Here is a 24172-nt window from a genome sequence, read left to right as displayed (position 1 = left end):
TTATCCGCGGGGGTGGGCTTTGCGGTAGTTATCCAGCAGCGCGGCGGCATCGACGCGGGTGTAGATCTGGGTCGAGCCGAGGGAGGCGTGGCCGAGCAATTCCTGAAGGCTGCGCAGATCCGCGCCTGCGCTCAAGAGGTGCGTGGCGAAGGAATGCCTGAGAGAGTGCGGGGTCGCCGTGTCGGGCAGGCCGAGCGCGCGGCGCGCGTTCGCCATTGCCCGCTGGACCATGCCGGCGGAGAGCGGCCCGCCCTTGGTGCCGCGGAACAGCGGCTCGGCCGGGGTGAGGGGCCAGGGGCAGGCCTTCGCATACTCCGCCACCGCCGCGCGGGTGATCGGCAGCACCGGCACAACCCGCTGCTTGCCCCCTTTGCCGGTCACCTGCAAAACCTCGCCCATCCTCGCATCGCGCCCGGTGAGCGAGAGCGCCTCGGCGATCCGCAGGCCCGATCCGTAGAGGAGGAGCAGCACCGCCCGGTCACGCGCGCCGATCCAGTCCTCGCCAGCAAGGCCGTCCACCAGATCGGCGAGGTTCTCGGCCTCGTCCGGGGTGACGGGGCGGGGGAGGCCCTTCTTCAGACGCGGGCCGCGCAGACGCGGGGCGGCGGGATCGGGGTCGCCGGCCTGCGCGCGGGAAAAGGCGATGAAGGCCTTGAGCGCCGACAATTCGCGCGCGGTGCTGGCATTGCCGAGGCCTTCGCCGCGCCGCTCGGCCAGAAAAGACCGCAAGTGATGCGCTTCGGTTGCGGCCACCGCCGCCCAGTCCTCGCCCCCCCGCGCCGCCAGCAACCGAGCCGCCGCGGCGACATAGGCGCGCACGGTATGGGGCGAGCGCCGGCGATTGTCGGCGAGATGCGCGCGCCACGCCTCGAGCAGGTCGCCAGCGCTCATGCCGCCACCAGCGTGTCGGCGATCACTTCGGCCAGCAGCGCGTCGAGCACGCCGCGACCCGCTGGTGCGACCCCGAACCGGTCGCCGTTTGCCCATAGCAGCCCGAGACCGCGCAAGCGGGCGAGGGCCCCCTCGTCCACCAAACCCTCGCGCGGCAGGCCGAAGCGCGCCGAGAGAGCGGCAAGGTCCACGCCCTCGGTCAGCCGCAGCCCCATCAGTAAAGCCTCAGCCGCCTGTTCGCTCACCACCAGAGCGCGGGCCTCGGCGATCCCGTCGCCCTGCCGCCTGACCGCCGCAAGAAAATTCTCCGGCTTCTTGTGCCGCACCGTCGCCACGGCCCCGCGCCGTCCATGCGCGCCAGGGCCGATGCCGGCGTAATCCTGGTAGCGCCAATAGGCGAGATTGTGGCGGCTCTCTTCGCCAGAGCGGGCATGGTTGCTGGTCTCGTAGGCGGGGAGTCCGGCCGCCCCCGTCAGCGCCTGTGTCAGGTCGAACAGTTCGGCCGCCGCGTCATCGTCGAGCGGCACCAGACGCCCGCGCCGCACGTCGCTCGCAAAGCGCGTGCCGGGCTCGATGGTCAGCTGGTAGAGCGACATATGCCCCGTCCCCAACCCAAGCGCGCGGGCGAGACGCGCTTCCCACAATTCGGGCGTATGACCAGGCAGGGCGTAGATCATGTCGAAGCTTACCCGCGCGAAATGCGTCTGCGCAGTCTCCAGCGCGCGCAAGGCCTCTTCAGCGCCGTGCAGCCGCCCGAGAAAGCGCAGTTCGGCATCGTCGAGCGACTGCACCCCGAGCGACACGCGATTGATCCCCGCGTCCGCCAGCGCTGCGAAATTCGCCGCCTCGACCGAGGAGGGATTGGCCTCGAGCGTGATCTCGATTCCCTCGGCAAAGCCCCACAGCACCTCTGCCTCGGCCAGCAGCGCGGCGACGAGGGCAGGGGGCATCAGCGAGGGCGTTCCGCCACCGAAGAAGACCGAGGTCAGGCTCTCTCCGCCCGCCACCGCCGCCTCGGCGCGCAGATCGGCGATCAGCGCGGCCTGCCACGCGGCGACATCCACCCCCTCGCGGACATGCGAGTTGAAGTCGCAATAGGGGCACTTCTTGGCGCAGAACGGCCAGTGGATGTAGAGCGCGCGGGCCACGGTCCTCGTCTTCAGTCGCAATTAACCAGTTGGCCATAGACCGGAAGCCATGCGCTTGTCCCGTCTCCTGTGTGCCATGCTGCTTGCTGCCGCCCCGGCGGCGCCCGCTTTGCCGCAGGACGCCCGCGACGCGCAGCGCCCGCTGTTCCCGGCCGAGCAGGAATGGCTCTCCGAGCACAACGAGGCGCGCGCCGCGGTTGGCCTGCCGCCGCTGCGCTGGAACCACGATCTGCGCCGCGACGCCCGCGAATGGGCCGAGAACCTCGCCGCCCGCCGCGCCTTCCACCACTCGCCCGACCTGATGCGGGAGGGGCAGGGCGAGAACCTTTGGATGGGCACCCGCGAGCGCTACGCCCCGTGGCAGATGATCGACGGCTTCCTCGCTGAACGCGCTGCCTTCCGTCCCGGCGTCTTCCCCGATGTCTCGCGCACCGGCCGGTGGAGCGATGTCGGCCACTACACCCAGATCATCTGGCCCGAGACGCAGGAAGTCGGCTGCGCCACCGCGCTCAATGCGAGCCACGAGGTGCTGGTGTGCCGTTACTGGCCGGCAGGCAACGTGATGGGCTACCGGCTCGATCCCGGCCGCCATCTGACGCGTCGCTAAGACGTCAGCCGAATTGCTCGGCGACGAGCTTCGCGAAGGCGTCGGCGCGGTGGCTGACGGCGTGCTTTTCCTCAGGCGGGATCTCGGCGAAGGTCAGCGCGCTTCCCGTCGGCACGAAGACCGGATCATAGCCGAAGCCCATTAGCCCGCGTGGCGGCCAGGTCAGCGCGCCGTTGCAGCGGCCCTCGTAGATCGCGTGTTCGCCGTCCGGCCAAGCGATCGCGAGGACGCAGTGGAAAGCCGCCGAGCGGTCGACCCCTTCGCCCTTCTCGGCGAGCATGCCTTCGACCTTGCCCATCGCCATGTACCAGTCGCGCCCGGGAGCGCCCTCGAACCACTGCCGCTCGGCCCAGTCGGCGGTGTAGACGCCGGGGCGGCCATCGAGCGCGGCGACGCTCAAACCACTGTCGTCAGCCAGTGCCGCCAGCCCCGAAGCCTCCGCCGCCGCGCGCGCCTTGATGAGTGCGTTCTGCGCGAAGGTGACGCCGGTTTCGGCAGGCTCGGGCAGGCCGAGCGATCCGGCTGAGATGCAGCGCACCCCATAGGGATCGAGCAGCGCCGAGATTTCCTTGAGCTTGCCCGCATTATGCGTGGCAATCACAAGGCTGCCGGAGCCAAGCCTTCTGGTCACTTCACCGCGTCCAGTTGCGCCGCAAAGATCCGGTCGCAGCCGATGCGGGCGAGGCGCAGGAGGCGCAGCAGCGCTTCCTCGTCATAGGTCGCGCCCTCGGCCGTCGCCTGCACCTCGGCGATCTTGCCGCCTGACAGCAGCACGAAATTGCCATCGGCTTCCGCGTTCGAATCCTCGTCATAATCGAGGTCGAGCACCGGCGTACCCTTATAGATGCCGCAGGAAATCCCCGCGACCTGCGCTTGAATCGGATCGTGCTTGATATCGCCCGATGCCATCAGCCCGTTGATCGCAAGCCTGAGTGCAATCCACGCGCCCGAGATCGACGCGGTGCGCGTGCCGCCGTCGGCCTGAATCACGTCGCAATCCAAGGTGATCTGCCGCTCGCCCAGCTTTTGCAGGTCGACCACAGCGCGCAAAGACCGCCCGATCAGGCGCTGGATTTCCTGCGTGCGGCCCGATTGCTTGCCCTTGGCCGCCTCGCGTGCGCCGCGGGTGTGAGTGGCGCGCGGGAGCATCGAGTATTCGCCGGTCACCCAGCCTTCGCCCTTGCCGCGCAGCCACGGCGGCACGCCCTTCTCGACGCTCGCGGTGCACAGCACCTTGGTATCGCCAAAGCCGATCAGGCAGGAGCCCTCGGCGTGCTTGGTGAAACCGGTCTCGATGGTGATGGCGCGCATTTCATCGGGCGCGCGTCCTGAAGGGCGCATGGAAAACTCCGTTTGAGGCTTGGCGCCCTTAGGCTCGCCCCACTTGTCGCGGCAAGCGCAAAGACTAAGATTGGCCCATGGCCTCGCTTCCCGTCACCGAACTGACCCAGCGCGCGCGCGACATTTTCCAGCGCGTGGTCGAGGAATACATCGCCAGCGGGCAGCCGGTGGGTTCGAAAACGCTGGCCGCGGACGGGACGCTGAACCTCTCGCCCGCTTCGATCCGCAGCGTGCTGGCGGACCTCGAGACTGCCGGGCTTCTGGCCGCGCCGCATACCAGCGCGGGGCGGATGCCGACCGATGCGGGCCTGCGTATATTCGTCGACGGGATGATGCGCGTGGCCGAGCCGACCGCGCAAGAGCAAGCCGCGATCGAAGCGCGTTTGGCAGAGGCGGGGCCGGTCGAGGCGGCGCTGAAGCAGGCCAGCGCGATTCTCTCCGACCTGTCGGGCGCGGCGGGGATGGTGCTGGTGGCCCCGCGCGAGCAGCGGTTGGCGCAATTCTCCCTCGTCGATCTCGGGCAGGGCAGGGCACTCGCGGTGCTTGTGGGCGAAGATGGCGGGGTCGAGAACCGCGTGCTCACCATCGGCGGTGCGCTGAGCCCGGGCGTGCTCGACCGTGCGTCCAACTACATCACCGCACGCCTTGCTGGCCGCACGCTGGCCGAGGCGGCGCTGGCGATGCGGACGGAGATTTCCGCGGGCGAGACCCAGCTCGACGATGCCTCGCGCGATCTGGTCGAGCGCGGCCTTGCAGTGTGGAGCGAGGATGCCGCCGCACGCCCTGTGCTGATCGTGCGCGGCGCGGCAAACCTGCTCGACGAGGCGGCATTGGGCGATATCGAGCGGGTGCGCAGCCTCTTGGAAGACCTCGAGAACAAGCAGTCGGTCGCCCAGCTGCTCGATTCGGCGCGCGAGGCCGACGCCACCCGCATTTTCATCGGCTCGGAGAACCGCCTCTTTGCGCTCTCGGGCTCCAGCGTCATCGCCTCGCCCTATCGTGATCGCGAGGGCCGCGTGGTCGGCGTGCTGGGCGTGATCGGCCCCACGCGGTTGAATTATGCGCGGGTTGTCCCCATGGTGGACCTCACCGCCCGATCGCTGGGCAAGCTGATCGCTTGAATGGGAAGCCATACGACATGACCGAGAACGACACGCCGCTGGACCAGGCGGCGGAAGACGAATTGAAGGGTGTGCCCGAACACCTGCGCGAGGGCGGCGATGACGCCGCGCCGCTCGCCGAAGCGCTCGAATCGCTCAAGCGCGATCTCGAGGCGGCAAAGCAGGAAGTGCTCTACGCCCAGGCCGAGACGCAGAACGTGCGCCGCCGCCTCGAGCGCGAGAAGGACGAAGCGCGCGCCTATGCCGCGACCGGCTTTGCTCGCGACATTCTCTCGGTCGCCGACAACCTGTCGCGCGCGATCGAGGCCATCCCGCAATCCTTGCGCGATGACGAGAGCATGAAGGGCCTCGTGTTCGGTCTCGAAGCCACCCAGCGCGAGCTCGAGAAGGTGTTCGCCGCCAACGGCATCACCCGTATCGCCGCGGTCGGTCTGCCGCTCGACCCCAACCAGCATCAGGCGATGATCGAAGTGCCGAGCGCCGATCACGAGCCGGGGACGATCGTCTCGGAAATGCAGGCCGGGTGGATGATCAAGGACCGCCTGCTGCGCGCCGCCATGGTGGCGGTGGCGAAGAAGCCGGACTAGGCCTCGCTCCACACCGGCGGGCTGCTCGAGGGCGCGGCTTGCAGGATGGCGAAGACGTCGTCCTGCAACCGCGCGAGCGGCTCTGAGATGTCGATCTTGCGGAAAAGCTTTCGCACGTAGGGCTTGTCCGGGATGAACTGGATCAGGAACGCGTCCTCATCGAATTCGGCTACCACACCGTAGGCCAGAGCAAATGTCTGGTGGCGGATCTCGCAATACCAGCCCCAGTCCTCGGCGATATAGGCACTGACCGTAGTGCCACGCTCGCCGAGCGCTTCACCTATATGAGCAGCAAGAGCGAAGCCATGCATGTACAGCGCATTGGCGAGCTCCGCGTCGCGCTGGTGGCGCGGGAAGTGCGAGCTGGCAAACTCGATGGTGCGGGCAAATCGGTCCATGGCGGCACTGTTCCTCTCGCGTCATGGTCTAGCACGACTCTCTGAAACTTCGGTTGCCGCACGCGCGGCACGCCTTGCGCCGCGTTCACCCGGACGCGCGGCAGGGTGCGGAACATGGACGTTGCTGTCGCGATAGGCCCCCGCATCAACCCGATGCTCCGGAGAGAACCCATGACCTATCGCATTTCCCCGATCCTACTTGGCGCGGCTGCCGCGCTTTCGCTCACTGCCTGCGCCGACAATTACGCCGTCGAAGGTGCAGGCCTCGGGGCGGCTGCCGGTGCGGCCGTCGGCGCCGTCACTGGCGGCGATATTGGCACCGGCGCCGCCGTGGGCGCTGCCGTTGGCGGGGCAGGCGGCACGCTCATCAAGAAGCGCGACAATGGCGATTGCTACCGCGTCGACAGGCGTGGCCGCGAATACACGGTGCGCTGCCCGAACTGAGCCGGCCGCGCGCTATATCAGGTAGATCACCAGATAGCGCGCGATCAGCAGCCCCAGCACCGCGATGCTCGCCCGCTTGCCGGTGACGAGCATCGCGGCCCCCATTAGGGCGATGAGGACGCCGGTCAGGCCCACGTTCGTCGGCGTGATCAGCCGCGTGGCCATCTCGGGGATCGACAGCAGGAAGGCCCATTGCACCGCCACCATCACCAGCAGCATCGCGAACACCACCCGGCGCACGCGGAAGTAATGGGTGTCGAGATCGGTGAAATTCTCGGGCTCGCTCGGGAACACCAGCCTGCTGGCGAGGAAATAGGCGCTCGCGAACACCAGCACGCCAAGCACGGTGAAGCGGTCGGCTACGACATGTTCCTGCACGGTCCACGCAAAGATCCAGAACGAGAGCAGATCGAGGATCACGAACAGCGCCAGCAGCGGGGTCAGCACGCCGATCGAGAATGTGCGGTCGCCCGCCTCGCGGCCCAGCATGAATTCGAGCGTGCGGCCGAGGCCGTTGAGCAGCTCGACCAGCGAGAGGCCGAGCACGAGGCTGTAGAGGACGAAGACGAATTCGAACTGGCTCACCGCGACGCTCCCGGAAAATCGACCAGCGCGGCATAGGCTGCCTTGTCTGCAACCCCCGCGACCGGCTCGCCCATGCGCAGCAAGAAGGCGTGGCGCACGATCTCGGCCTGCTGCTCGAGCCCGTATTGCGCGAGGCTCCAGCCCGGTTTCAGGGTATAGTCATAGCGGCACCACGGATGGCGGCGTAGCACGAGATACCACCGGCCGAGGGTCTGCGCCTGCCACACATGGGTCATCTCGTGGATGAAATGGCCCTGCTGCGCCAGCGAGGCGGAGGCGAAGTCGTCGCAATAATGCGGGGCGGCGGGGTGGAAATGGAGGCTGCCCATCGGCGCCATCGTCACGCCGCGCGGTTGCAGCGGGAAGAATTTGCGGCGGATCACCGTGACTGGGGCATAGTCGATCGCATCGCCGAAAACCGAACGGGCAAGTGCAATCTCCCCCGACGTCAGCGGGCGTGCGGCGCCGACCGGACAGGCGGGGAGCGGGCTGCTCTCGCTGACGGTCGGCGCGTTGGTCAGCGCTCGTCCCCCGCGGCGCGCACGGGGACATCGACTGTGACGCTGGTGCCATCGGAGAGGGTGAGTGTGACCTTGGCGGTGCTGCCCGCGGTGAGCGCCGCGCCCGGCTCCATCGCCATCACGTGAAGCCCGCCCGGCGCGAAGCTCACCGGCGTGCTGAGCGGCACCGAATCCGTCATCACCATCTGCATCTTGCCCGCGCTTTCGGCATAGTCGTGCATCATCGTCATCCCGGCGCCCTCCACCGTGACGCTCTCGAGCGATACGCCCGGCGCACCGCTGTAGGAAAGGTCGAAATAGACCGCTGCCGGATTGCCCGCGACCGGCGGCAGGACAAGGCGCGCATTGCTGACGGCGAGCCCCGCGCCCGCGGCGGCGGTCGCCGCATCGCTCGGCGGCGCATCGGCATCGGGCGCGCAGGCGGAGAGCATGACAAGCATCAGCACCGCCGCCGCGGCGTTAGGCAAGGATTTCACGCGAATGTCTCCTGTGTGGACGAGCCAAATCTAGAAGCGCGGCTCTCTTGTGCCAAGCGAAAGCACACCTATATCGCCGTCACAAACGAGCCGCCAAGGTGCTTTGCCGACAACCGGGAAGCCGACGGCAGCGGTGTCCAACAATTGTCCTTATGGATGGGGAAACAATGGGTAAAGTAATCGGTATCGACCTCGGCACCACCAACTCCTGCGTCGCAGTGATGGACGGCGGCAAGCCCAAGGTCATCGAAAATTCGGAAGGCGCGCGCACCACGCCTTCGATCGTCGCTTTCACCAAGGATGGCCAGCGCCTGATCGGCCAGCCTGCCAAGCGCCAGGCGGTCACCAACCCCGACAACACCCTCTTCGCGATCAAGCGCCTCATCGGCCGCCGGTTCGAGGACCCGCTGACCAAGAAGGACATGGGTCTCGTCCCCTACAAGATCGTCAAGGGCAAGAACGGCGACGCGTGGGTCAACGCGGGCGGCGAAGATTACAGCCCCTCGCAGGTTTCGGCCTTCATCCTCCAGAAGATGAAGGAAACCGCCGAGAGCTATCTCGGCGAGAGCGTGACGCAGGCCGTCATCACCGTGCCCGCCTATTTCAACGACGCCCAGCGTCAGGCCACCAAGGACGCCGGCCAGATCGCCGGCCTTGAAGTGCTGCGCATCATCAACGAGCCGACCGCCGCGGCGCTCGCCTATGGCATGGACAAGGAAGACGGCAAGACCATCGCCGTCTACGACCTTGGCGGCGGCACCTTCGACGTCTCGATCCTCGAGATCGGTGACGGCGTGTTCGAAGTGAAGTCGACCAACGGCGACACCTTCCTCGGCGGCGAAGACTTCGACAATGCGATCGTCGAGTTCCTTGCCGATTCCTTCAAGAAGAAGGAATCGATGGACCTCAAGACCGACAAGCTCGCGCTCCAGCGCCTCAAGGAGGCCGCCGAAAAGGCCAAGATCGAGCTGTCGAGCGCGGCGACCACCGAAATCAACCTGCCCTTCATCACCGCGCGCATGGAAGGCGGCACCACCACCCCGCTGCACCTCGTGGAAACGATCACCCGCGCCGACCTCGAAAAGATGGTCGACGCTCTGATCCAGCGCACGCTCGAGCCGTGCAAGAAGGCGCTGGCAGATGCGGGCATCAGCAAGGATCAGGTCGACGAGGTGATCCTCGTCGGCGGCATGACCCGCATGCCCAAGGTGCGCGAGGTCGTGGAGCAGTTCTTCGGCGCCAAGCCGCACACCGGCGTGAACCCGGATGAAGTCGTCGCCATGGGCGCGGCCATTCAGGCGGGCGTGCTGCAGGGCGACGTCAAGGACGTGCTGCTGCTCGACGTGACCCCGCTCAGCCTCGGCATCGAGACGCTCGGCGGCGTGTTCACCCGCATGATCGACCGCAACACCACCATCCCGACCAAGAAGACCCAGACCTACTCGACCGCCGAGGACAACCAGAACGCGGTGACGATTAAGGTCTATCAGGGCGAGCGCGAGATGGCGGCGGACAACAAGCTGCTCGGCAATTTCGACCTGATCGGCATTCCCCCCGCGCCGCGCGGCGTGCCGCAGATCGAAGTGACCTTCGATATTGACGCCAACGGCATCGTCTCGGTTGCGGCCAAGGACAAGGGCACCGGCAAGGAGCAGACGATCAAGATCCAGGCCTCGGGCGGTCTCAGCGACGCTGACATCGACCAGATGGTGAAGGACGCCGAGAAGTTCGCGGAAGAAGACAAGAAGCGCCGGGCGGCCGCAGAAGCGCGCAACCAGGCCGACAGCCTCGTCCACGCGACCGAAAAGCAGCTCGAAGAGCATGGTGCCAAGATCGATGCCGCGACCAAGACCGAGGTCGAGGAAGCCATCGCTGCCGTGAAGACTGCGCTCGAAGGCGGCGATGCCGATGACATCAATGCCAAGGCGCAGGCGCTCACGCAGAGCGCGATGAAGATGGGCCAGCAGATCTACGAAGCCCAGCAGTCCGCCGGCCCCGAGGGCGAGGCTGCTGCCGCCGAAGAAGCCCCGGCCGAAGATGTCGTCGACGCCGAGTTCTCCGAGGTCGACGAAGACAAGAAGGGCTAAGGCCCCGATGCAACCCATTGTCCTGCCGCAGCGACCGGATTTCGTGTCCGGCGCGGCGGCGGGAGGTGGTCACGGGGAATAGGTCAGCCACATGTCCAGCGCCCAGCTCGATTACTACGCCACGCTCGAAGTCTCTCGCGATTGCGACGGGGCGACCTTGAAGAGCGCCTACCGCAAGCTCGCGATGAAGTTCCACCCGGACCGCAATCCGGGGGACTCCAGCGCGGAAGCCAAGTTCAAGGCGATCAACGAGGCATACGACTGCCTCAAGGACCCGCAGAAGCGCGCGGCCTATGACCGCTACGGCCACGAAGCTTTCACCCAGGGCATGAACGGCGGCGGCGGTGGCGGCCCCTTCGGCGGGCGCGGCGCGGACGGCTTTGCCGATATCGGAGACATCTTCGAGACGATCTTCGGCAGCGCCTTCGGCGGCGGCCAGCAGCGCCAGCAGACCCGCCGCGGCGCGGACCTGCGCTACGACATGCAGGTCAGTCTCGAGGAAGCCTTCACCGGCAAATCGACCGAGATCGAGATCGAGGTCTCGCAGTCCTGCGATACCTGCGACGGCAGCGGGGCGACGCCCGGCACCTCCGAACGCCAGTGCAACCTGTGCCACGGAATGGGGAGCGTGCGCGCCAAGCAGGGCCTGTTCGTGATCGAGCGCCCGTGCCCCACCTGCAACGGGCGCGGCACGGTGATCGAGAACCCCTGCCGCGTGTGCCGGGGGGAGGGCCGGGTGGACAAGCCGCAGACCCTCAAGGTCGATATCCCCGCAGGCGTCGACACTGGCACCCGCATCCGCCTCTCGGGCAAGGGCGAAGCCGGCCAGCGCGGCGCGCCGCCGGGCGATCTCTACATCTTCCTCCACGTGAAGCCGCATTCCGTGTTCGAGCGCGAGGGCACGACGCTCGCGACCCGCGTGCCGGTCAGCTTCACCACCGCAGCGCTGGGCGGCTGTGTCGAAATCCCGGACCTCGACGGCTCGACCAACCGGCTCGACATCCCCGCCGGCATCCAGTCGGGCAAGCAACTGCGCATCCGCGGTGCAGGCATGCCGGTGCTGCAAGGCCGCGGGCGGGGCGACATGGTGGTCGAGATCGTGGTCGAGACGCCGACCAAGCTCTCGCGCCGCCAGAAGGAAATCCTCGAGGAATTCAAGGCGACCGAAACGGGTGACGAATGCCCCGAAAGCCGCAGCTTCTTCGCCAAACTGAAGGACGCCTTCGGCGGCTGAGGGGCGCAAAGTGCTTCCTTCGCTCCTCATCATCGACGATTTTCTGAAGGACCCGTGGTCGGCGCGCCGCGCGGCGCTGGGGCTGGAGTATGATCCGGCCAGACAATACGGCAATTTCCCGGGGCTCAATTCCTCTGCGCCGCTCGATACGGCGGCGATCGACGCGGCCGTCTCGCGCCTGCTGGGCGTAAAGCTCGGCCCCGCGCCCGGCACCCAGCACGGGCATTGCCGCCTCACCAGCAAGGGCGCCAAGGGCAAAAGCGGGGTGCATATCGACCCTGCGGCCTATAGCGGCATCCTCTACCTCTCGCGCCCCGAGGACTGCGCGAAGCCTGACGCGGGCGGCACCGATTTCTTCCGTCACCGCCGCACCGGGCTCGAAGCCGTGCCGCAGGACCCGGCGCGGATCGCTGCGAGCGGCTATGCCGACATCAATGCCCTCATAGAGGAGGTGGTCAACAAGGACACGACTCTCCCCGCCAAGTGGGAGCGAACCCTGCGCATTCCCGCCCGCTTCAACCGCCTGCTGCTGTTCTCGCCCTGGCAGTTCCACAACGCCGCCCCGGGCTTCGGCACCAGCGCCGAAGAATCGCGCCTCGTGATGTTGCTGTTCTTCGCAGCCGTAGCCTAACCCAGCTTCTCGCGCACCTCGGCCCTGATCTGCTCGACCAGTCCGCGCTGGCAGCGTCCGACGATCTCCTCCTCCTCCAGCACCGCCAGAAACGCCGCGCGCTTGCCCTCGCGCAAGGCCTCGGCCGAAACGCCGCCGGTGACGGTCGAGGCGAGCAGATCGATCATTCGCTCCGCCCCGTGGAGGCGTCCCCACAGGTAATCGTTCTCGCGATAGTCGCGGCTGAAGAAGGCGCCGAAATTGTAGAACTCGATTCCCCGCAGCGTCGCCGCCGTCCCGCCCTCGCGGATCGAGAGCGCATCGTCGGGGGAGATGCGGTCGATCTTGACCGGGTTGTATTCGTCCAGCCCCTCGCGCCGCGAGAGTGACAGGGTGGCGACATCGTAGAACGGAAAGCCGAGATAGGTCAGCAGCATCCGGCGCTTCAGTTCCTTGGGCATGTCCTCGAGCGCGTCGATCAGCAGTTCCTCGGCGGCAAGGTCGGTCGCGGGGAGCAGGCGCTGGGTCGCGAGGAAATCGAGCACCGCGCCGGGGTGCTGCACGGCGTTGCCCGCCAGTTCGCGGAAGCGGGCCACGTGCTGCACATCCTCGTCGGCGCGCAGGTAGATCGCGAGGATCTCGTAGATCCGGTCGCGCGCCCGGTCGAGCGCGTCCTCGGCGATCCCCGGATCGACTTGCCAGTCGCGCGCCAGCTTGCGGGCGAGGAGTTGCAGGCGGCGGATGCGGAAGCCGGTGTCATGCGCGCGGAAGAAGGCGATCGCGCCCTGCGTCGCCCCGCCACCCGCATCGGTCAGCAGCCCCAATCCGCGCGCCTCGAGCTCGCAGCGAAAGGCGTGGGCCAGCGGCATGGGATCGCCGAGCGGCTGCCCCGCCGCCTTCAGCGTCACCCGCGCGAGCTGCTCAAGGATCCCGTCGAATTTCACCAGCGCATAGGAACCGAAGGCATAGCCCGCGCGCTCCGCCGCGGCCTGCTGCGCCTTGGCGCGCCATCCGGCGAGACGCTTTGGGTTGGGGCGACCCAGCAGGAAGGTGTAGCCGAACAGCTTTTCTACCGCACGGTCGATATCGCCCTGCAATTCCATCACGATCCGCTTCAGCCGCGCCGCATCGCGCGACTGGTGCTCGATGCGTTCGAGATCGTCGCGGATCGGCTGTTCGCGCGGGATGGTCGAGAGCGAGCCGAAGATCGCGCCGAAGAAGCCGACCTTGCGTGACGCAGGCCCGGTCATCGCCGCCCCGCCATCGGGGCGGGGGTCGAGATAGACGAAGCGCCGGTCGACCTCGCGCTGGGCGGGACGGCCGTAGAGCGCCGAGAGCGCAGCGCCGAAGGGCGCGTTGACCAGCACTGCCCCGTCGATCAGCGCGACCTCGCTCACCGTGCCGCGCTCGACATGGGTGGGCATGACCCGCTGGAGGAAGGCCGCGCGCCCGCTCCAGTCGTGCTGTTCGGCCTCGGCCAGCGCGTCGATCTCGGCCAAGGTGAGCGGCGGGAAAGCCCCGGGGAAACTCGCGGTCGCACGCGCGGCGAGCACCAGTTCGAGCGGATCGGCGAGCGGGGCGCAGCCGTTCTCGCCCACGCGCGCGCGGAAATTGATCGGCAGGCGGTGCTCGGTCTCCTCGACCTGCGGGGGCGAGTTCAGGCGCAGCGTTTCGGGGTGGCCGCGGAAATCGGTGACGGTCACCGCAAGGTCGATCGGATAGCCCAGCGGCAGCAGCGGGATCCGGTCGCCTTCCTCGGCCATGCGCATGAAGGCCTCGTAGAGCATCGCCGAGAAACGCGCGCCCGAGAAAGGCGGGCTGAACCACCGCCCGCGCACCAGCTTGGAAACCTTAGCACGCACCTCGGCGCGGGTTTCGGGCGAGACCGTGGCGCTCACCGCATTGCCGGGGCGCGACAGGAACCACTCGGCGATCGGCTGCGCCCACAGCTTGGCATAGCGCCACATCGGCTCGGCCTCGGGGTCGGTCAGCTCGCTCACATCGGCATTGGCGAGCCACAGGTCGGTCAGCGGCTCGAGGCTGTGCCCGGCGTGGATCGCCTGCGCGAGGAACACCGCGTTGATCCCCCCGGCGCTCGCGCCGGTGAGAATGTCGGGCAGCACGCGGATCTGGAGGCCGTGATCACGCTCTATGGTCTTGAGGAAATCGCGATAGGCCGCCGCCACACCGTCCAGCGCCACCGCCTGCGGATGGTGGAACGCCCGGCTCGCGCGGGCGAGGTGCCAGACCTCCTTGGTGATGCCGTGCATGTAGACCGCCAGGCTGACCCCGCCGTAGCACACAAGAGCAAGGCGCAGTTCCTTCTGGCGCATCGGCAGCTGTCTAGCGCGGGCGACACGCGCAATGCAATTGCGTTCTTCATCTGTTCTCGGTATGGGACGCAAGATATGGCAAAAACCAAGCGTCGCTATGTGTGTCAGGAATGCGGGAGCGTGTCGCACCGCTGGCAGGGGCAATGCGCCGATTGCGGGCAGTGGAACACCCTCATCGAGGATGTCCCCGCGACGGTGTTCTCGCAGAAGCACGACCTGTCGAGCGGCGGGCGCGCGGTAGCGTTCGAGCCGCTGAATGCGCCGACGAAGCTGCCGGTGAGGAAGTCTACCGGCCTTGCCGAATTCGACCGCGCCTTGGGCGGCGGGCTGGTGCCGGGAAGCGCGGTGCTGCTGGGCGGCGATCCGGGGATCGGCAAATCGACCCTGCTGCTCCAGACCGCGGCCACGATCGCGCGCGGGGGCAATGACGTCGTATATGTCAGCGGCGAGGAAGCGGCGGGGCAGGTGCGGCTGCGCGCCTCGCGCATGGGGGTGGCCGACGCGCCGATCCGGCTCGCCTCTGAAACCTCGGTGCGCGATATCCTGACGACGCTGGGGCAGGGCGAGCCACCCGCGCTGCTGGTAATCGATTCGATCCAGACCATGCATTCCGACACCATCGAAGGCGCGCCCGGCACCGTCAGCCAGGTGCGCGGCTGCGCGCTTGAGCTGATCCGCTACGCCAAGGAATCAGGCTGCGCGCTGGTGCTCGTCGGCCACGTCACCAAGGACGGCACCATCGCGGGGCCGCGCGTGCTCGAACACATGGTCGATGTGGTGATGAGCTTCGAGGGCGAGCGTTCGCACCAGTACCGCATCCTGCGCGCTCTGAAAAATCGCTTCGGCGCGGTCGACGAGATCGGGGTTTTCGCGATGGCGAGCGAAGGTCTGGAGGAGGTCGCCAACCCCTCGCTGCTGTTCCTCTCGGGCCGCGAGACGCCGCTGGCGGGCTCTGCGGTGTTCCCCGCGCTGGAGGGCACGCGCCCGGTGCTGGTCGAGATCCAGGCGCTGATCGTGCGGCTGCAATCGGGTGCGACCCCGCGCCGGGCGGTGGTGGGGTGGGATAGCGGACGGCTCGCGATGCTGCTCGCGGTGCTGGAATCGCGCTGCGGGCTTAATTTCTCCTCGGCCGAAGTCTACCTCAACATCGCCGGGGGATATCGCCTGACCGATCCCGCGGCCGATCTGGCCGTGGCCGCAGCGCTGGTCTCGGCGCTCGCCGACCGCGCGCTGCCCGACAAGACCGCATGGTTCGGCGAGGTCAGCCTTGCGGGCGAGATCCGCCCTGTCGCCCACGCGCCGCTGCGGCTGCGCGAGGCGGCCAAGCTCGGCTTTGCGCGCTGCTATGGCCCCGCAGGCGGCGCCAACGCCGAGCGCGGCGCCGACTACCGCGGTCTGTCCGCCCTCGCGAACGTCGTTGACCAGGTGATGGGCAACGCATAATCGTGGGCCTCCCATGGCCGTGCTCGACATCATCATCGCCGTCATCGTCGTGATCGCCGCGATCGGCGGTTTCGTGCGCGGGCTGGTGCAGGAGGTGCTGAGCCTAGCCTCGTGGATCATGGCCGCCATGGCGCTGCATTTCATGCACCCGGCGCTGACCGAGGGGCTTAAGAATTTCTACCGCTCCGAACCCACGGTCTCGCTGTTCGCCTTCGCGCTGCTGCTGCTGATCCCCTACGCGGCGATGAAGGTCATCATCGGCACCGCGAGCGGGGCGTCGGACGGGGCGATCCTCGGCCCCGTCGACCGCGTGCTGGGCTTCGGCTTCGGCGCGATCAAGGGCGCGCTGATGGCGGTCTTCGCCTTTGCCATGCTGGTCACGGGTTTTGACGAGAGCTGGGGCTACAAGGGCCGCCCCGAATGGATCACCACCGCGCGCACCTATGCCGCGGCTGACGCCTTCTCGCGCCAGCTGCTCCCGGCCATCGCGGTGCGGCGCGAGCGGCTGCGCGGCGAGGAGGAAGCGCGGGAGGCTGTCGCGGCGCGCTACAAGAAGCGCCTGAAGTGACGGTGCGTGCTGCGGCGAGGCTCTATTCGCCGGCCCTGCTGGGTCTGGCGACCGGGCTGGCGAACTATCCGCTGAACGATGACCTGCCCCTGCGGGCCGAAGCGCGTTCGCGCAGCTGCGGCAGCGTGATCGCGCTTGGGCTGGCGCTGGACGAGGCGGGGGCTATCGCGCGGGTTGGCATGAAGGTGAGCGCCTGCGCGATCGGACAGGCCTCGGCGGCGTTGCTCGCCGAGGGCGCGGCGGGGCGCGATCGACACGCGGTCGAAGCCGCAGCGCAAGCACTCGAACTCTGGCTCGCGGGCGAGGGCGCGCTGCCCGACTGGCCGGGGATCGATGCACTTGCTCCCGCCCGCGATCATCCGGGCCGCCACGGCGCGCTGCTATTGCCGTGGACGGCGGCCCGCACGGCGCTTTCGCTCGGGACAGGCACTCGCTAGGGACGGGCGCCAAGAGAGATCGCAGCCGCATGGCGACAACAGGGGATCGGGACATCATGGGAGAGGCGCAGGCACTCAGCCAACGCGAGCCGAGCGAGAGCGAAATCCGCCTGGTGATCGGCGCATCATCCGCCGGCACCATCTTCGAGTGGTACGATTTCTTCATCTACGGCACCCTCGCCGGATTGATCGGCGCGGCCTTCTTTCCCTCGGACAATGCCACGCTCGAGGTGCTCTTGGTGTGGGCGGGCTTTGCCGTGGGATTCGGCTTCCGCCCGCTGGGCGCGATCCTGTTCGGCTTTCTGGGCGACCGGCTGGGGCGGAAGTACACCTTCCTCGTCACCGTCACCCTGATGGGCATTGCGACGGCGGGCGTGGGGCTGGTGCCGACCGCGGATTCGATCGGGCTGGCAGCTCCCCTGATCGTGCTGTTCCTGCGCATCCTGCAAGGCCTTGCGCTCGGCGGCGAGTATGGCGGAGCGGCGGTCTATGTCGCCGAGCACGCCCCGCCCGAAAAGCGCGGCTTCTACACCAGCTTCATTCAGGCGAGCGTCGTCGGCGGCTTCGTGCTTAGCATCATCGTGGTGCTGGGCTGCCAGCTGCTGATCCCGGCCGAGGCCTTCAAGGCGTGGGGCTGGCGCGTCCCCTTCCTGCTTTCGCTGGCGCTGCTCGGCATCTCGCTCTGGATGCGCCTCAAGCTGTCCGAGAGCCCGGTGTTTCAGGCGATGAAGGAGGCGGGCGAGATGGCCGGTAACCCCTTCATCGAGAGCTTCACCTATCCCGGCAACAAGAAGCGCATCTTCGTCGCGCTGTTCGGGATCACCGGCGTGCTGACCACGATCTGGTACACCGCCTTCTTCTCGGGGATGTCGTTCCTCAAGGGGCCGATGCGGATGGATGATCAGGTGGTGAACCTTGTCCTGCTGGTCTCGGGTCTGGTGGCGATGAGCTTCTATGTCATCGTGGGCAAGTGGTCGGACCGGGTGGGGCGCAAGAAGCCGATCATCGTCGGCGCGCTGGCGAGCCTTGCGTTGCTGTTCCCGATCTTCTGGGGGCTGGGCGCGCTGGCCAATCCCGGGCTGCGTCAGGCGGCGGCGAGTGCGCCCGTGGCGGTGGTTGGCACCCAGTGCAGCTTCGATGCCTTTGCCGAGGAACAGGCCACTCCTTGCGGCAGGCTGCTTCAGGATCTGACCGCACTCGGCGTGCCCTACACCGTCGCGGCAGGGCAGGGCGTAGCGATCACCGTCGGCACCGAGCGCTTCGATCTCGCTGTGACGCCCGCGCAAGGTCAGCGCGCCGCGGTGCAGGCCTATCTCGAAGCGCGCGGCTACAGCTTTGCCAAGCAGGTGCCGCCCTTCGTCAACATTGTCGGGATCGTGGCGCTGCTGCTGGCACTGGGCCTGCTCTCGGCGCTGACCTACGGGTCGGTCGCGGCGCTATTGTCGGAGATGTTCCCGCCGCAGATCCGCTATTCCTCGATGTCGATCCCCTACCACATCGGCGCGGGCTATCTCGGCGGCTTCCTCCCGCTGATCGCGACCTACATCGTGGCGACCACCGGCGATGTCTATGCGGGGCTGTGGTACACCTGGGCCGTGGTCGCCTTCGGGGTGGTGGTGGCGTGGTGGGGTCTGCCGGACGGACCGCCGAGAGATTTTGCCGATGACTGAGCCGCTCGCCCCGCCGCCGCCGACCTTGCGGCTGACGGTCGATACCGCAGCGCTCGCCGCCAACTGGCGCGCGCTCGATGCGCTGTCGGGTGCAGGCGCAGCAGGGGCAGCGGTCAAGGCCGACGCCTATGGTCTTGGCGTTGACACCTGCGTTCCCGCGCTGCGCGATGCGGGCTGCCGCAATTTCTTCGTCGCTCATTTGAGCGAGGTCGCGGGCGTCATTGCCCACGTGCCCGGCGGCGAAGTCGCGGTGCTCCACGGCGTGCTGACCGAGGCCGACTGCGCCTATGCGCGTGCCACGGGAGCGGTGCCAGTGATCAATTCGCTCGATCAGGCACGGCTGTGGACGGCGACCGGCGGGGGACGGTGCCACCTGATGGTCGACACCGGCATCAACCGCCTCGGCATAGCGCTTTCCGAGGCAGGCGATCCGGCCATCGCCGCGCTCGACATCGACATTCTGATGAGCCACCTCGCCAGCGCCGACGAGCGCACCGCGATGAACCGGATGCAGGCCGAATTGCTGTCCGAGGCGGCCGAGTCCATCGCGCACCGGCGCCTCAGCCTCGCCAACAGTGCCGGGATTGGCCTCGGCGAGTCCTTCGCCTTCGATCTCACCCGCCCGGGCCTCGCGCTTTATGGCGGGGTCCCGCGCGAGGAGCTGGCGGAGCACATCCGTCCTGTCGCGCAGGTTCAGGCGCAGCTGCTCCAGACCCGCAACCTCGCGCCGGGCGAGGGGGTGGGCTACAACGCGACCTTCATCGCCCCTACCCATATGCGGGTCGGCACGGTTTCGATCGGCTATGCCGACGGGTTTCTGCGCGCGAGGGGCCCGGGCAATGCGCTGTTCCACGCTGGCCGGGCGCTGCCGATCCTCGGCAAGGTCTCGATGGACATGGTGGTGGTCGATCTGGCCGCAGGCCCCGATCTTGCCGCCGGAGACTGGCTCGACGTGCCCTGGAACATCGCCGATGCTGCGCAGCAAAACGCGCTGTCGGCTTACGAACTGCTCACCACCATCGGCCCTCGCCTGCGGGCACGTTAACGGTTCACCGCGTTGTTGTTGCACCGCAGCTTGTGCAAGTGCTAAGATGCCCTATCGAAAGATAAGATAACGCGGGGTCAAGCAACTAATGGTAAGGACGAAAGCGGCCGCAACCGGTGAAGCCGGCGATGCCATCATCATCAAGAAATACGCCAACCGGCGGCTCTACAACACCGCGTCCTCGAGCTACATCACGCTGGAAGACCTCGCCCGGATGGTGCGCGAGAATGTCGAGTTCCAAGTGCTCGACGCCAAGACCGGCGATGACATCACCCACCAGATCCTGACCCAGATCATCATGGACGAGGAAGCGAGCGGCGGGCAGCAGATGCTCCCGGTGAGCTTCCTCAGGCAACTGATCGGCATGTACGGCAATTCGATGCAGGCGCTGATGCCGTCCTATCTCGAAGCCAGCATGGCCAATTTCCGCGAGAACCAGTCCAAGATCCGCGAGGCCTTCGAGAAAGGCATCAGCGCGACGCCCTTTGCCGCGATCCACGAGACCAACATGGCGATGATGCGCGCGGCCGCCGATGCCTTCATGCCGGGCCTCGGCAAGGCGAAGGACAAGGCCCCGGCAAAGCCCGCCGCCGACACCTCGGGCGAGATTGCGGCGCTGCGCGAACAGATGGCGGCGATGCAAAAGAAACTGGACGAACTCGGCAAATAGCCCGAAGGGCGGCGCGCCGGCGGTAATAGCCGCAAACGTTCAAGCAGGAAGCCAGCACCCGTGTCCCAGATCCGCCACGCGCTCACCGTCAAGCGCGAAGACGACTTTGCCAAGTGGTACCAGGAGGTCATCTCCGCCGCCGACCTCGCCGAGGAATCGGGGGTGCGCGGCTGCATGGTGATCAAGCCGTGGGGCTACGGCATCTGGGAGCGCATCCAGCGGTTGATGGACGACCGGATCAAGGCGGCGGGAGTGCAGAACTGCTACTTCCCGCTGTTCATCCCGCTCGCCAACTTCACCCGCGAGGCCGAGCATGTCGAAGGCTTTGCCAAGGAAATGGCGGTCGTCACCCACCACCGGCTGATCGCCGACGGCAAGGGCGGGCTGATCCCCGATCCCGAGGCGAAGCTCGAAGAGCCGCTGGTGGTGCGCCCGACCTCCGAGACGATCATCGGCGATGCGATGGCGCGCTGGGTGCAATCGTGGCGCGATCTGCCGCTGCTCACCAACCAGTGGGCCAATGTTGTGCGCTGGGAGATGCGCACGCGGATGTTCCTGCGCACCAGCGAATTCCTCTGGCAGGAAGGTCACACCGCGCACGAGACCCGCGAGGATGCCCTCGCCGAAACGCACCGCGCGCTCGAAATGTACCGCGCCTGCGCCGAGGATGAACTGGCGCTCCCCGTGATCGCGGGCGAGAAGCCCGAGAACGAGCGCTTCCCCGGCGCGGTCGAGACCTGGTCGATCGAGGCGATGATGCAGGACGGCAAGGCATTGCAGGCGGGCACCAGCCACTATCTGGGCACCAATTTCGCCCATGCGGCAGGCATCCAGTTCCAGGACCGCGAGGGCACGCAGCAGTTCTGCCACACGACCAGCTGGGGCGTCTCGACCCGCCTGATCGGCGGCGTCATCATGACCCACGGCGACGATGACGGGCTGCGCGTGCCGCCCGCGATCGCGCCGCAGCAGATCGTCATCATTCCGATGCTGCGCGAGGCGCCGGAAGACGCGGAGCTGATCGCCTACTGCGAAACCGTGCGCGCTGCACTCGCCGCGCAAACCGCGCTCGGCGAGCGGGTGCGCGTGCTGCTCGACACCAAGCCCGGCAAGTCCGCGGCCAAGCGCTGGGACTGGGTGAGGAAGGGCGCGCCCCTCATCGTCGAGGTCGGCCCGCGCGACATGGCCGAGGGCAAGATCGCGGTGCTGCGCCGCGACCAGCTTTGGAACGCGGCCAACGGCAAGCCCGCCTTCACCTATCCCCAGCACGCCGAATTCGTCGCCGAAGCGGGCGCGCTGCTCGAGGCGGTCCAGCAAGGCCTCTACGAAGAAGCCAAAGCCCGCCGCGATGCCAATATCACCCGCGGCGTCACCGACTGGCAGGCGGTGGTCGATCACTTCGAGAAGGGCGGCAAGTATCCGGGCTGGGTCGAAGTCGAGTGGTCGAAGCCGACCGGTGCAGCGCTCGAAGCGGTCGTCGAGAAGCTCAAGGCGGTGAAGCTCACCATCCGCAACGTCCCGCGCGGCGCCGAGCCGGCTAGCGGTGCCTGCATCTTCACCGGCGCACCTGCGACCGAGCGCATTCTGGTGGCGCGGGCTTACTAGGCGCGTGCCTGGCGCTCGCATTGTCGGGGTGTTTGGGCTAGGGGCTTGACCATGCCCAAACTTCCCAAGCTCCCCCAGGGGATGCCGACGCCCAAGCAGGTGCTCGACTTCATCCAGTCCTCCGACATTCCCGCCGGCAAACGCGAGATTGCCAAGGCCTTCGGGCTCAAGGGGCAGGAGAAGATCAAGCTGAAGGCCCTGCTCAAGGACATGGCGGAAGAGGGCCTGATCGACGGGAGCAAGAGCGCCTTCCACCGGATGGGCGGGGTGCCCAAGGTGACGACGCTCCGGATCGTCGATGTTGATGACGGCGAGCTGATCGCCGAACCCGACAACTGGGACCCCGAGGCACCGAGCAAGCCGCCGCGCCTGATCGTGCGCGAGCCCAAGATGCGCGGCGCGAAGCGGCCGCCTGCGCTCAAGCGCGGTGACCGCATCCTCGCCCGGACCGAGGAAACCGAGCGGGGCTGGATCGCGCATCCGATGAAAAAGCTCCCCGCGCGCACGGAAGGCCTGATGGGGATCGTCGAGATCGACCGCACCGGCAAGGCGTGGCTCGCCCCCGTCGACAAGCGCGTGCGCCAGTCCGCGCCCATCGCCGATCGCGGCGAGGCCGAGGAAGGCCAGCTGGTGATCGCCGAGCGCGTCGGCCGATCCGAACGCGCCGGGGTGAAAGTGATCGAGGTGGTTGGCGATCCGCTCGCCCCGCGCAGCTTCAGCCTCATCGCCATCGCCAAGCACGGCATCCCGCACATCTTCCCCGAGGAGGTGCTGGAAGAGGCCCCGCGTGCGGCGAAGCTGAAGCTGTCGGACAAGGCGCGCGAGGATCTGCGGCACCTTCCCATCGTCGCGATCGACCCCGCCGACGCGCGCGACCATGACGACGCGATCTGGGCCGAGCCGGACGGGCAGGGCGGGTTCAACGCCCTCGTGGCAATCGCCGACGTCTCGTTCTACGTCCGCCCCGGCTCGGCGCTCGACCGCGAGGCGAGGAAGCGCGGCAATTCGGTCTATTTCCCCGACCGCGTGGTGCCGATGCTGCCCGAGGTGCTGAGCGCCGATGTGTGTTCGCTCATGGAGGGCGAGGACCGCGCTGCGATGGCCTGCCACATGCACATCAATGCCGATGGCAAGGTCAGCTCGTTCCGCTTCACCCGCGCGCTGGTGCGGATCGCGCACAACATCGCCTATGAGGACGCGCAAGGCTTGGTGGACGCGGGCAATCCGCCCGAATACCTCGCCAACCTCTGGGCCGCATGGAAGGCACTCGCCGCCGCGCGCGATGCCCGTGATCCGCTGGAGCTCGAACTCCCCGAACGCCGCGTGGTGCTCGACGCCAAGGGCCAGATTGCCGAAATCGCCATCCGCGAGCGCCTCGATGCGCACCGCGTGGTCGAGGATTTCATGATCGCCGCCAATGTCGCGGCGGCCAAGGCGCTCGAGGCCAAGACCGCACCCGTCGTCTACCGCATCCACGAACCGCCGAGCCGCGAAAAGCTGATCGCGCTGCGCGATTACCTTGCCACGATGGGCAAGAAGCTCAGCTTAGGTCAGGTGGTGACGCCGGGCCTGTTCAACCGGATGCTCAAGGACATCTCCGACGAGGCCGAGCGCGCGCTGGTGATGGAGGCCGTGCTCAGAAGCCAGACGCAGGCCTATTACGGCCCCGCCAATGCCGGGCACTTCGGGCTTTCGCTGGGCTCCTACGCCCATTTCACCTCCCCGATCCGCCGCTATTCCGACCTTCTCGTTCACCGCGCGCTGGTCGATGCCTACAAGCTCGAACAGCCCGCGCCGCCGGGGTCGATCCCGGCCACCTCCGGCCTCTCGGACCGCGACCGCGCCAGCCTGCAACAGGTGTCCGACGCGATCAGCCAGACCGAGCGCCGCGCGATGGAGGCCGAGCGCGACACCATCGACCGCTATGTCGCCGCGTGGCTCTCAGGGAGGGTGGGCGAGGTGTTCGACACGCGCATCACCGGGGTGCAGAGCTTCGGCTTCTTCGCCACCATCGTCGGGCTGGGCGGCGATGGCCTTGTCCCGATCTCCACCCTCGGGGGCGAATATTTCCGCCATGACGAGGCCGCCAAGGCGCTCGTCGGCAGCGATAGCGGCACGACCTATGCGACCGGCGACCGGCTGAAGCTGAAACTCGCCGAGGCCAACCCGCTCACCGGATCGCTGAAATTCGTCCTCCCCGATGCCGACACCGGCCGGATCGAGCCGCGCGGCAACCGTCCGCAGGAACGGCGCGGCGCGGGCGGGCCTCCGAAGAATGCGGGCAAGTTCATGGTCGGCAAGCGCGGGCGGCCCGGCAATATCCGTCATCAGGGCCGCAAGAAGTAGGGAGG

The 24172-nt window shown here is 67.6% G+C and carries 24 protein-coding genes; 15 read left to right on the top strand and 9 right to left on the bottom strand.

From position 1 onward, the window contains the following. A complete protein-coding gene (locus PFX90_RS02045) occupies positions 1 to 891 on the bottom strand; it encodes a tyrosine recombinase XerC (RefSeq protein WP_285709966.1) in 891 nt (296 codons plus the stop codon). Beyond that, positions 888 to 2039 (bottom strand): radical SAM family heme chaperone HemW, encoded by a 1152-nt coding sequence (hemW, locus tag PFX90_RS02040; protein ID WP_285709963.1) that lies wholly within the window; start codon positions 2037 to 2039, stop codon positions 888 to 890. The genes PFX90_RS02045 and hemW overlap by 4 nt, the downstream gene beginning before the upstream one ends. Before the next feature lie 49 nt (positions 2040 to 2088). Here hemW and PFX90_RS02035 point away from each other — a divergent pair, with 49 nt between their 5' ends. Then, a complete protein-coding gene (locus tag PFX90_RS02035) occupies positions 2089 to 2646 on the top strand; it encodes a CAP domain-containing protein (RefSeq protein ID WP_285709960.1) in 558 nt (185 codons plus the stop codon). 4 nt (positions 2647 to 2650) lie between these two features. On the opposite strand, the gene rdgB is transcribed toward PFX90_RS02035, so the two are convergent. Together rdgB and rph are read right to left on the bottom strand one after the other, a co-directional pair. Then, positions 2651 to 3277 (bottom strand): RdgB/HAM1 family non-canonical purine NTP pyrophosphatase, encoded by a 627-nt coding sequence (gene rdgB, locus PFX90_RS02030; RefSeq protein ID WP_285709958.1) that lies wholly within the window; start codon positions 3275 to 3277, stop codon positions 2651 to 2653. After that, positions 3274 to 3987, bottom strand: a complete 714-nt coding sequence (rph, locus tag PFX90_RS02025) for a ribonuclease PH (protein ID WP_285709955.1) — start codon at positions 3985 to 3987, stop codon at positions 3274 to 3276. The genes rdgB and rph overlap by 4 nt, the downstream gene beginning before the upstream one ends. A gap of 77 nt (positions 3988 to 4064) precedes the next feature. Here rph and hrcA point away from each other — a divergent pair, with 77 nt between their 5' ends. Together hrcA and PFX90_RS02015 are read left to right on the top strand one after the other, a co-directional pair. Next, a complete protein-coding gene (hrcA, locus tag PFX90_RS02020) occupies positions 4065 to 5108 on the top strand; it encodes a heat-inducible transcriptional repressor HrcA (RefSeq protein WP_285709953.1) in 1044 nt (347 codons plus the stop codon). Positions 5109 to 5125: 17 nt separating this feature from the next. Continuing rightward, positions 5126 to 5695 (top strand): nucleotide exchange factor GrpE, encoded by a 570-nt coding sequence (locus PFX90_RS02015; RefSeq protein ID WP_285709951.1) that lies wholly within the window; start codon positions 5126 to 5128, stop codon positions 5693 to 5695. Here the strand turns inward: PFX90_RS02015 and PFX90_RS02010 are convergent. Further along, positions 5692 to 6093: a hypothetical protein gene (locus tag PFX90_RS02010; RefSeq protein ID WP_285709949.1), complete on the bottom strand. Its 402-nt coding sequence runs from the start codon at positions 6091 to 6093 to the stop codon at positions 5692 to 5694. The two genes, PFX90_RS02015 and PFX90_RS02010, sit on opposite strands and share 4 nt — an antisense overlap. 171 nt (positions 6094 to 6264) lie before the next feature. Here PFX90_RS02010 and PFX90_RS02005 point away from each other — a divergent pair, with 171 nt between their 5' ends. Continuing rightward, the gene (locus tag PFX90_RS02005) at positions 6265 to 6537 is read left to right on the top strand and encodes a glycine zipper family protein (protein ID WP_285709947.1); all 273 of its coding nucleotides are present in this window, start codon (positions 6265 to 6267) and stop codon (positions 6535 to 6537) included. A 12-nt stretch (positions 6538 to 6549) separates the two neighbouring features. On the opposite strand, the gene PFX90_RS02000 is transcribed toward PFX90_RS02005, so the two are convergent. From PFX90_RS02000 to PFX90_RS01990, 3 genes are all read right to left on the bottom strand, one after another. After that, the gene (locus PFX90_RS02000; protein WP_285709945.1) at positions 6550 to 7122 is read right to left on the bottom strand and encodes a hypothetical protein; all 573 of its coding nucleotides are present in this window, start codon (positions 7120 to 7122) and stop codon (positions 6550 to 6552) included. Then, positions 7119 to 7574, bottom strand: a complete 456-nt coding sequence (locus PFX90_RS01995) for a vgr related protein (protein WP_285711228.1) — start codon at positions 7572 to 7574, stop codon at positions 7119 to 7121. Before PFX90_RS01995 ends, PFX90_RS02000 begins: the two co-directional genes overlap by 4 nt. Positions 7575 to 7639: 65 nt before the next feature. Then, on the bottom strand, positions 7640 to 8119 hold the full coding sequence (locus PFX90_RS01990; RefSeq protein ID WP_285709942.1) for a copper chaperone PCu(A)C: 480 nt from the start codon (positions 8117 to 8119) through the stop codon (positions 7640 to 7642). A gap of 167 nt (positions 8120 to 8286) precedes the next feature. Here PFX90_RS01990 and dnaK point away from each other — a divergent pair, with 167 nt between their 5' ends. The 3 genes from dnaK (at position 8287) to PFX90_RS01975 (ending at position 12071) form a co-directional block, all read left to right on the top strand. Then, positions 8287 to 10206 carry a molecular chaperone DnaK gene (gene dnaK, locus PFX90_RS01985; protein ID WP_285709939.1) on the top strand — a complete coding sequence of 640 codons (1920 nt, stop codon included), beginning with the start codon at positions 8287 to 8289 and terminating at the stop codon, positions 10204 to 10206. Positions 10207 to 10297: 91 nt separating this feature from the next. Beyond that, positions 10298 to 11440 carry a molecular chaperone DnaJ gene (gene dnaJ / locus PFX90_RS01980; RefSeq protein ID WP_285709937.1) on the top strand — a complete coding sequence of 381 codons (1143 nt, stop codon included), beginning with the start codon at positions 10298 to 10300 and terminating at the stop codon, positions 11438 to 11440. Positions 11441 to 11450: 10 nt separating this feature from the next. Then, positions 11451 to 12071, top strand: coding sequence for a DUF6445 family protein (locus PFX90_RS01975; protein WP_285709934.1), 621 nt, complete (start codon positions 11451 to 11453; stop codon positions 12069 to 12071). Here PFX90_RS01975 and PFX90_RS01970 read toward each other — a convergent pair. Then, positions 12068 to 14383, bottom strand: a complete 2316-nt coding sequence (locus PFX90_RS01970) for a patatin-like protein (RefSeq protein ID WP_285709933.1) — start codon at positions 14381 to 14383, stop codon at positions 12068 to 12070. The genes PFX90_RS01975 and PFX90_RS01970 overlap by 4 nt on opposite strands. Before the next feature lie 75 nt (positions 14384 to 14458). On the opposite strand from PFX90_RS01970, the gene radA reads away from it, so the two are divergent. The 8 genes from radA to rnr all read left to right on the top strand — a co-directional run bounded on the left by radA (position 14459) and on the right by rnr (position 24167). Then, a complete protein-coding gene (gene radA, locus PFX90_RS01965) occupies positions 14459 to 15826 on the top strand; it encodes a DNA repair protein RadA (RefSeq protein WP_285709932.1) in 1368 nt (455 codons plus the stop codon). A gap of 13 nt (positions 15827 to 15839) precedes the next feature. Beyond that, positions 15840 to 16394, top strand: coding sequence for a CvpA family protein (locus PFX90_RS01960; RefSeq protein WP_285709929.1), 555 nt, complete (start codon positions 15840 to 15842; stop codon positions 16392 to 16394). Further along, entirely contained in the window at positions 16391 to 16831 is a 441-nt protein-coding gene (locus tag PFX90_RS01955; protein ID WP_285709927.1) for an iron-sulfur cluster assembly scaffold protein, read from the top strand. The genes PFX90_RS01960 and PFX90_RS01955 overlap by 4 nt, the downstream gene beginning before the upstream one ends. Before the next feature lie 56 nt (positions 16832 to 16887). Further along, on the top strand, positions 16888 to 18501 hold the full coding sequence (locus PFX90_RS01950; RefSeq protein WP_285711227.1) for an MFS transporter: 1614 nt from the start codon (positions 16888 to 16890) through the stop codon (positions 18499 to 18501). Further along, positions 18494 to 19546, top strand: a complete 1053-nt coding sequence (gene alr, locus PFX90_RS01945; RefSeq protein ID WP_285709925.1) for an alanine racemase — start codon at positions 18494 to 18496, stop codon at positions 19544 to 19546. Before PFX90_RS01950 ends, alr begins: the two co-directional genes overlap by 8 nt. A gap of 88 nt (positions 19547 to 19634) precedes the next feature. Next, positions 19635 to 20216, top strand: coding sequence for a polyhydroxyalkanoate synthesis repressor PhaR (gene phaR / locus PFX90_RS01940; RefSeq protein WP_285709923.1), 582 nt, complete (start codon positions 19635 to 19637; stop codon positions 20214 to 20216). Positions 20217 to 20276: 60 nt separating this feature from the next. Beyond that, positions 20277 to 21821: a proline--tRNA ligase gene (gene proS / locus PFX90_RS01935; RefSeq protein ID WP_285709921.1), complete on the top strand. Its 1545-nt coding sequence runs from the start codon at positions 20277 to 20279 to the stop codon at positions 21819 to 21821. A 51-nt stretch (positions 21822 to 21872) separates the two neighbouring features. Beyond that, positions 21873 to 24167 carry a ribonuclease R gene (gene rnr / locus PFX90_RS01930; RefSeq protein ID WP_285709919.1) on the top strand — a complete coding sequence of 765 codons (2295 nt, stop codon included), beginning with the start codon at positions 21873 to 21875 and terminating at the stop codon, positions 24165 to 24167. The last annotated feature ends 5 nt before the right edge of the window (positions 24168 to 24172 follow it).

Source organism: Erythrobacter oryzae, assembly GCF_030271515.1.
GTDB lineage: Bacteria > Pseudomonadota > Alphaproteobacteria > Sphingomonadales > Sphingomonadaceae > Erythrobacter > Erythrobacter oryzae.
This window is presented reverse-complemented; position numbering and strand designations above follow the sequence as displayed.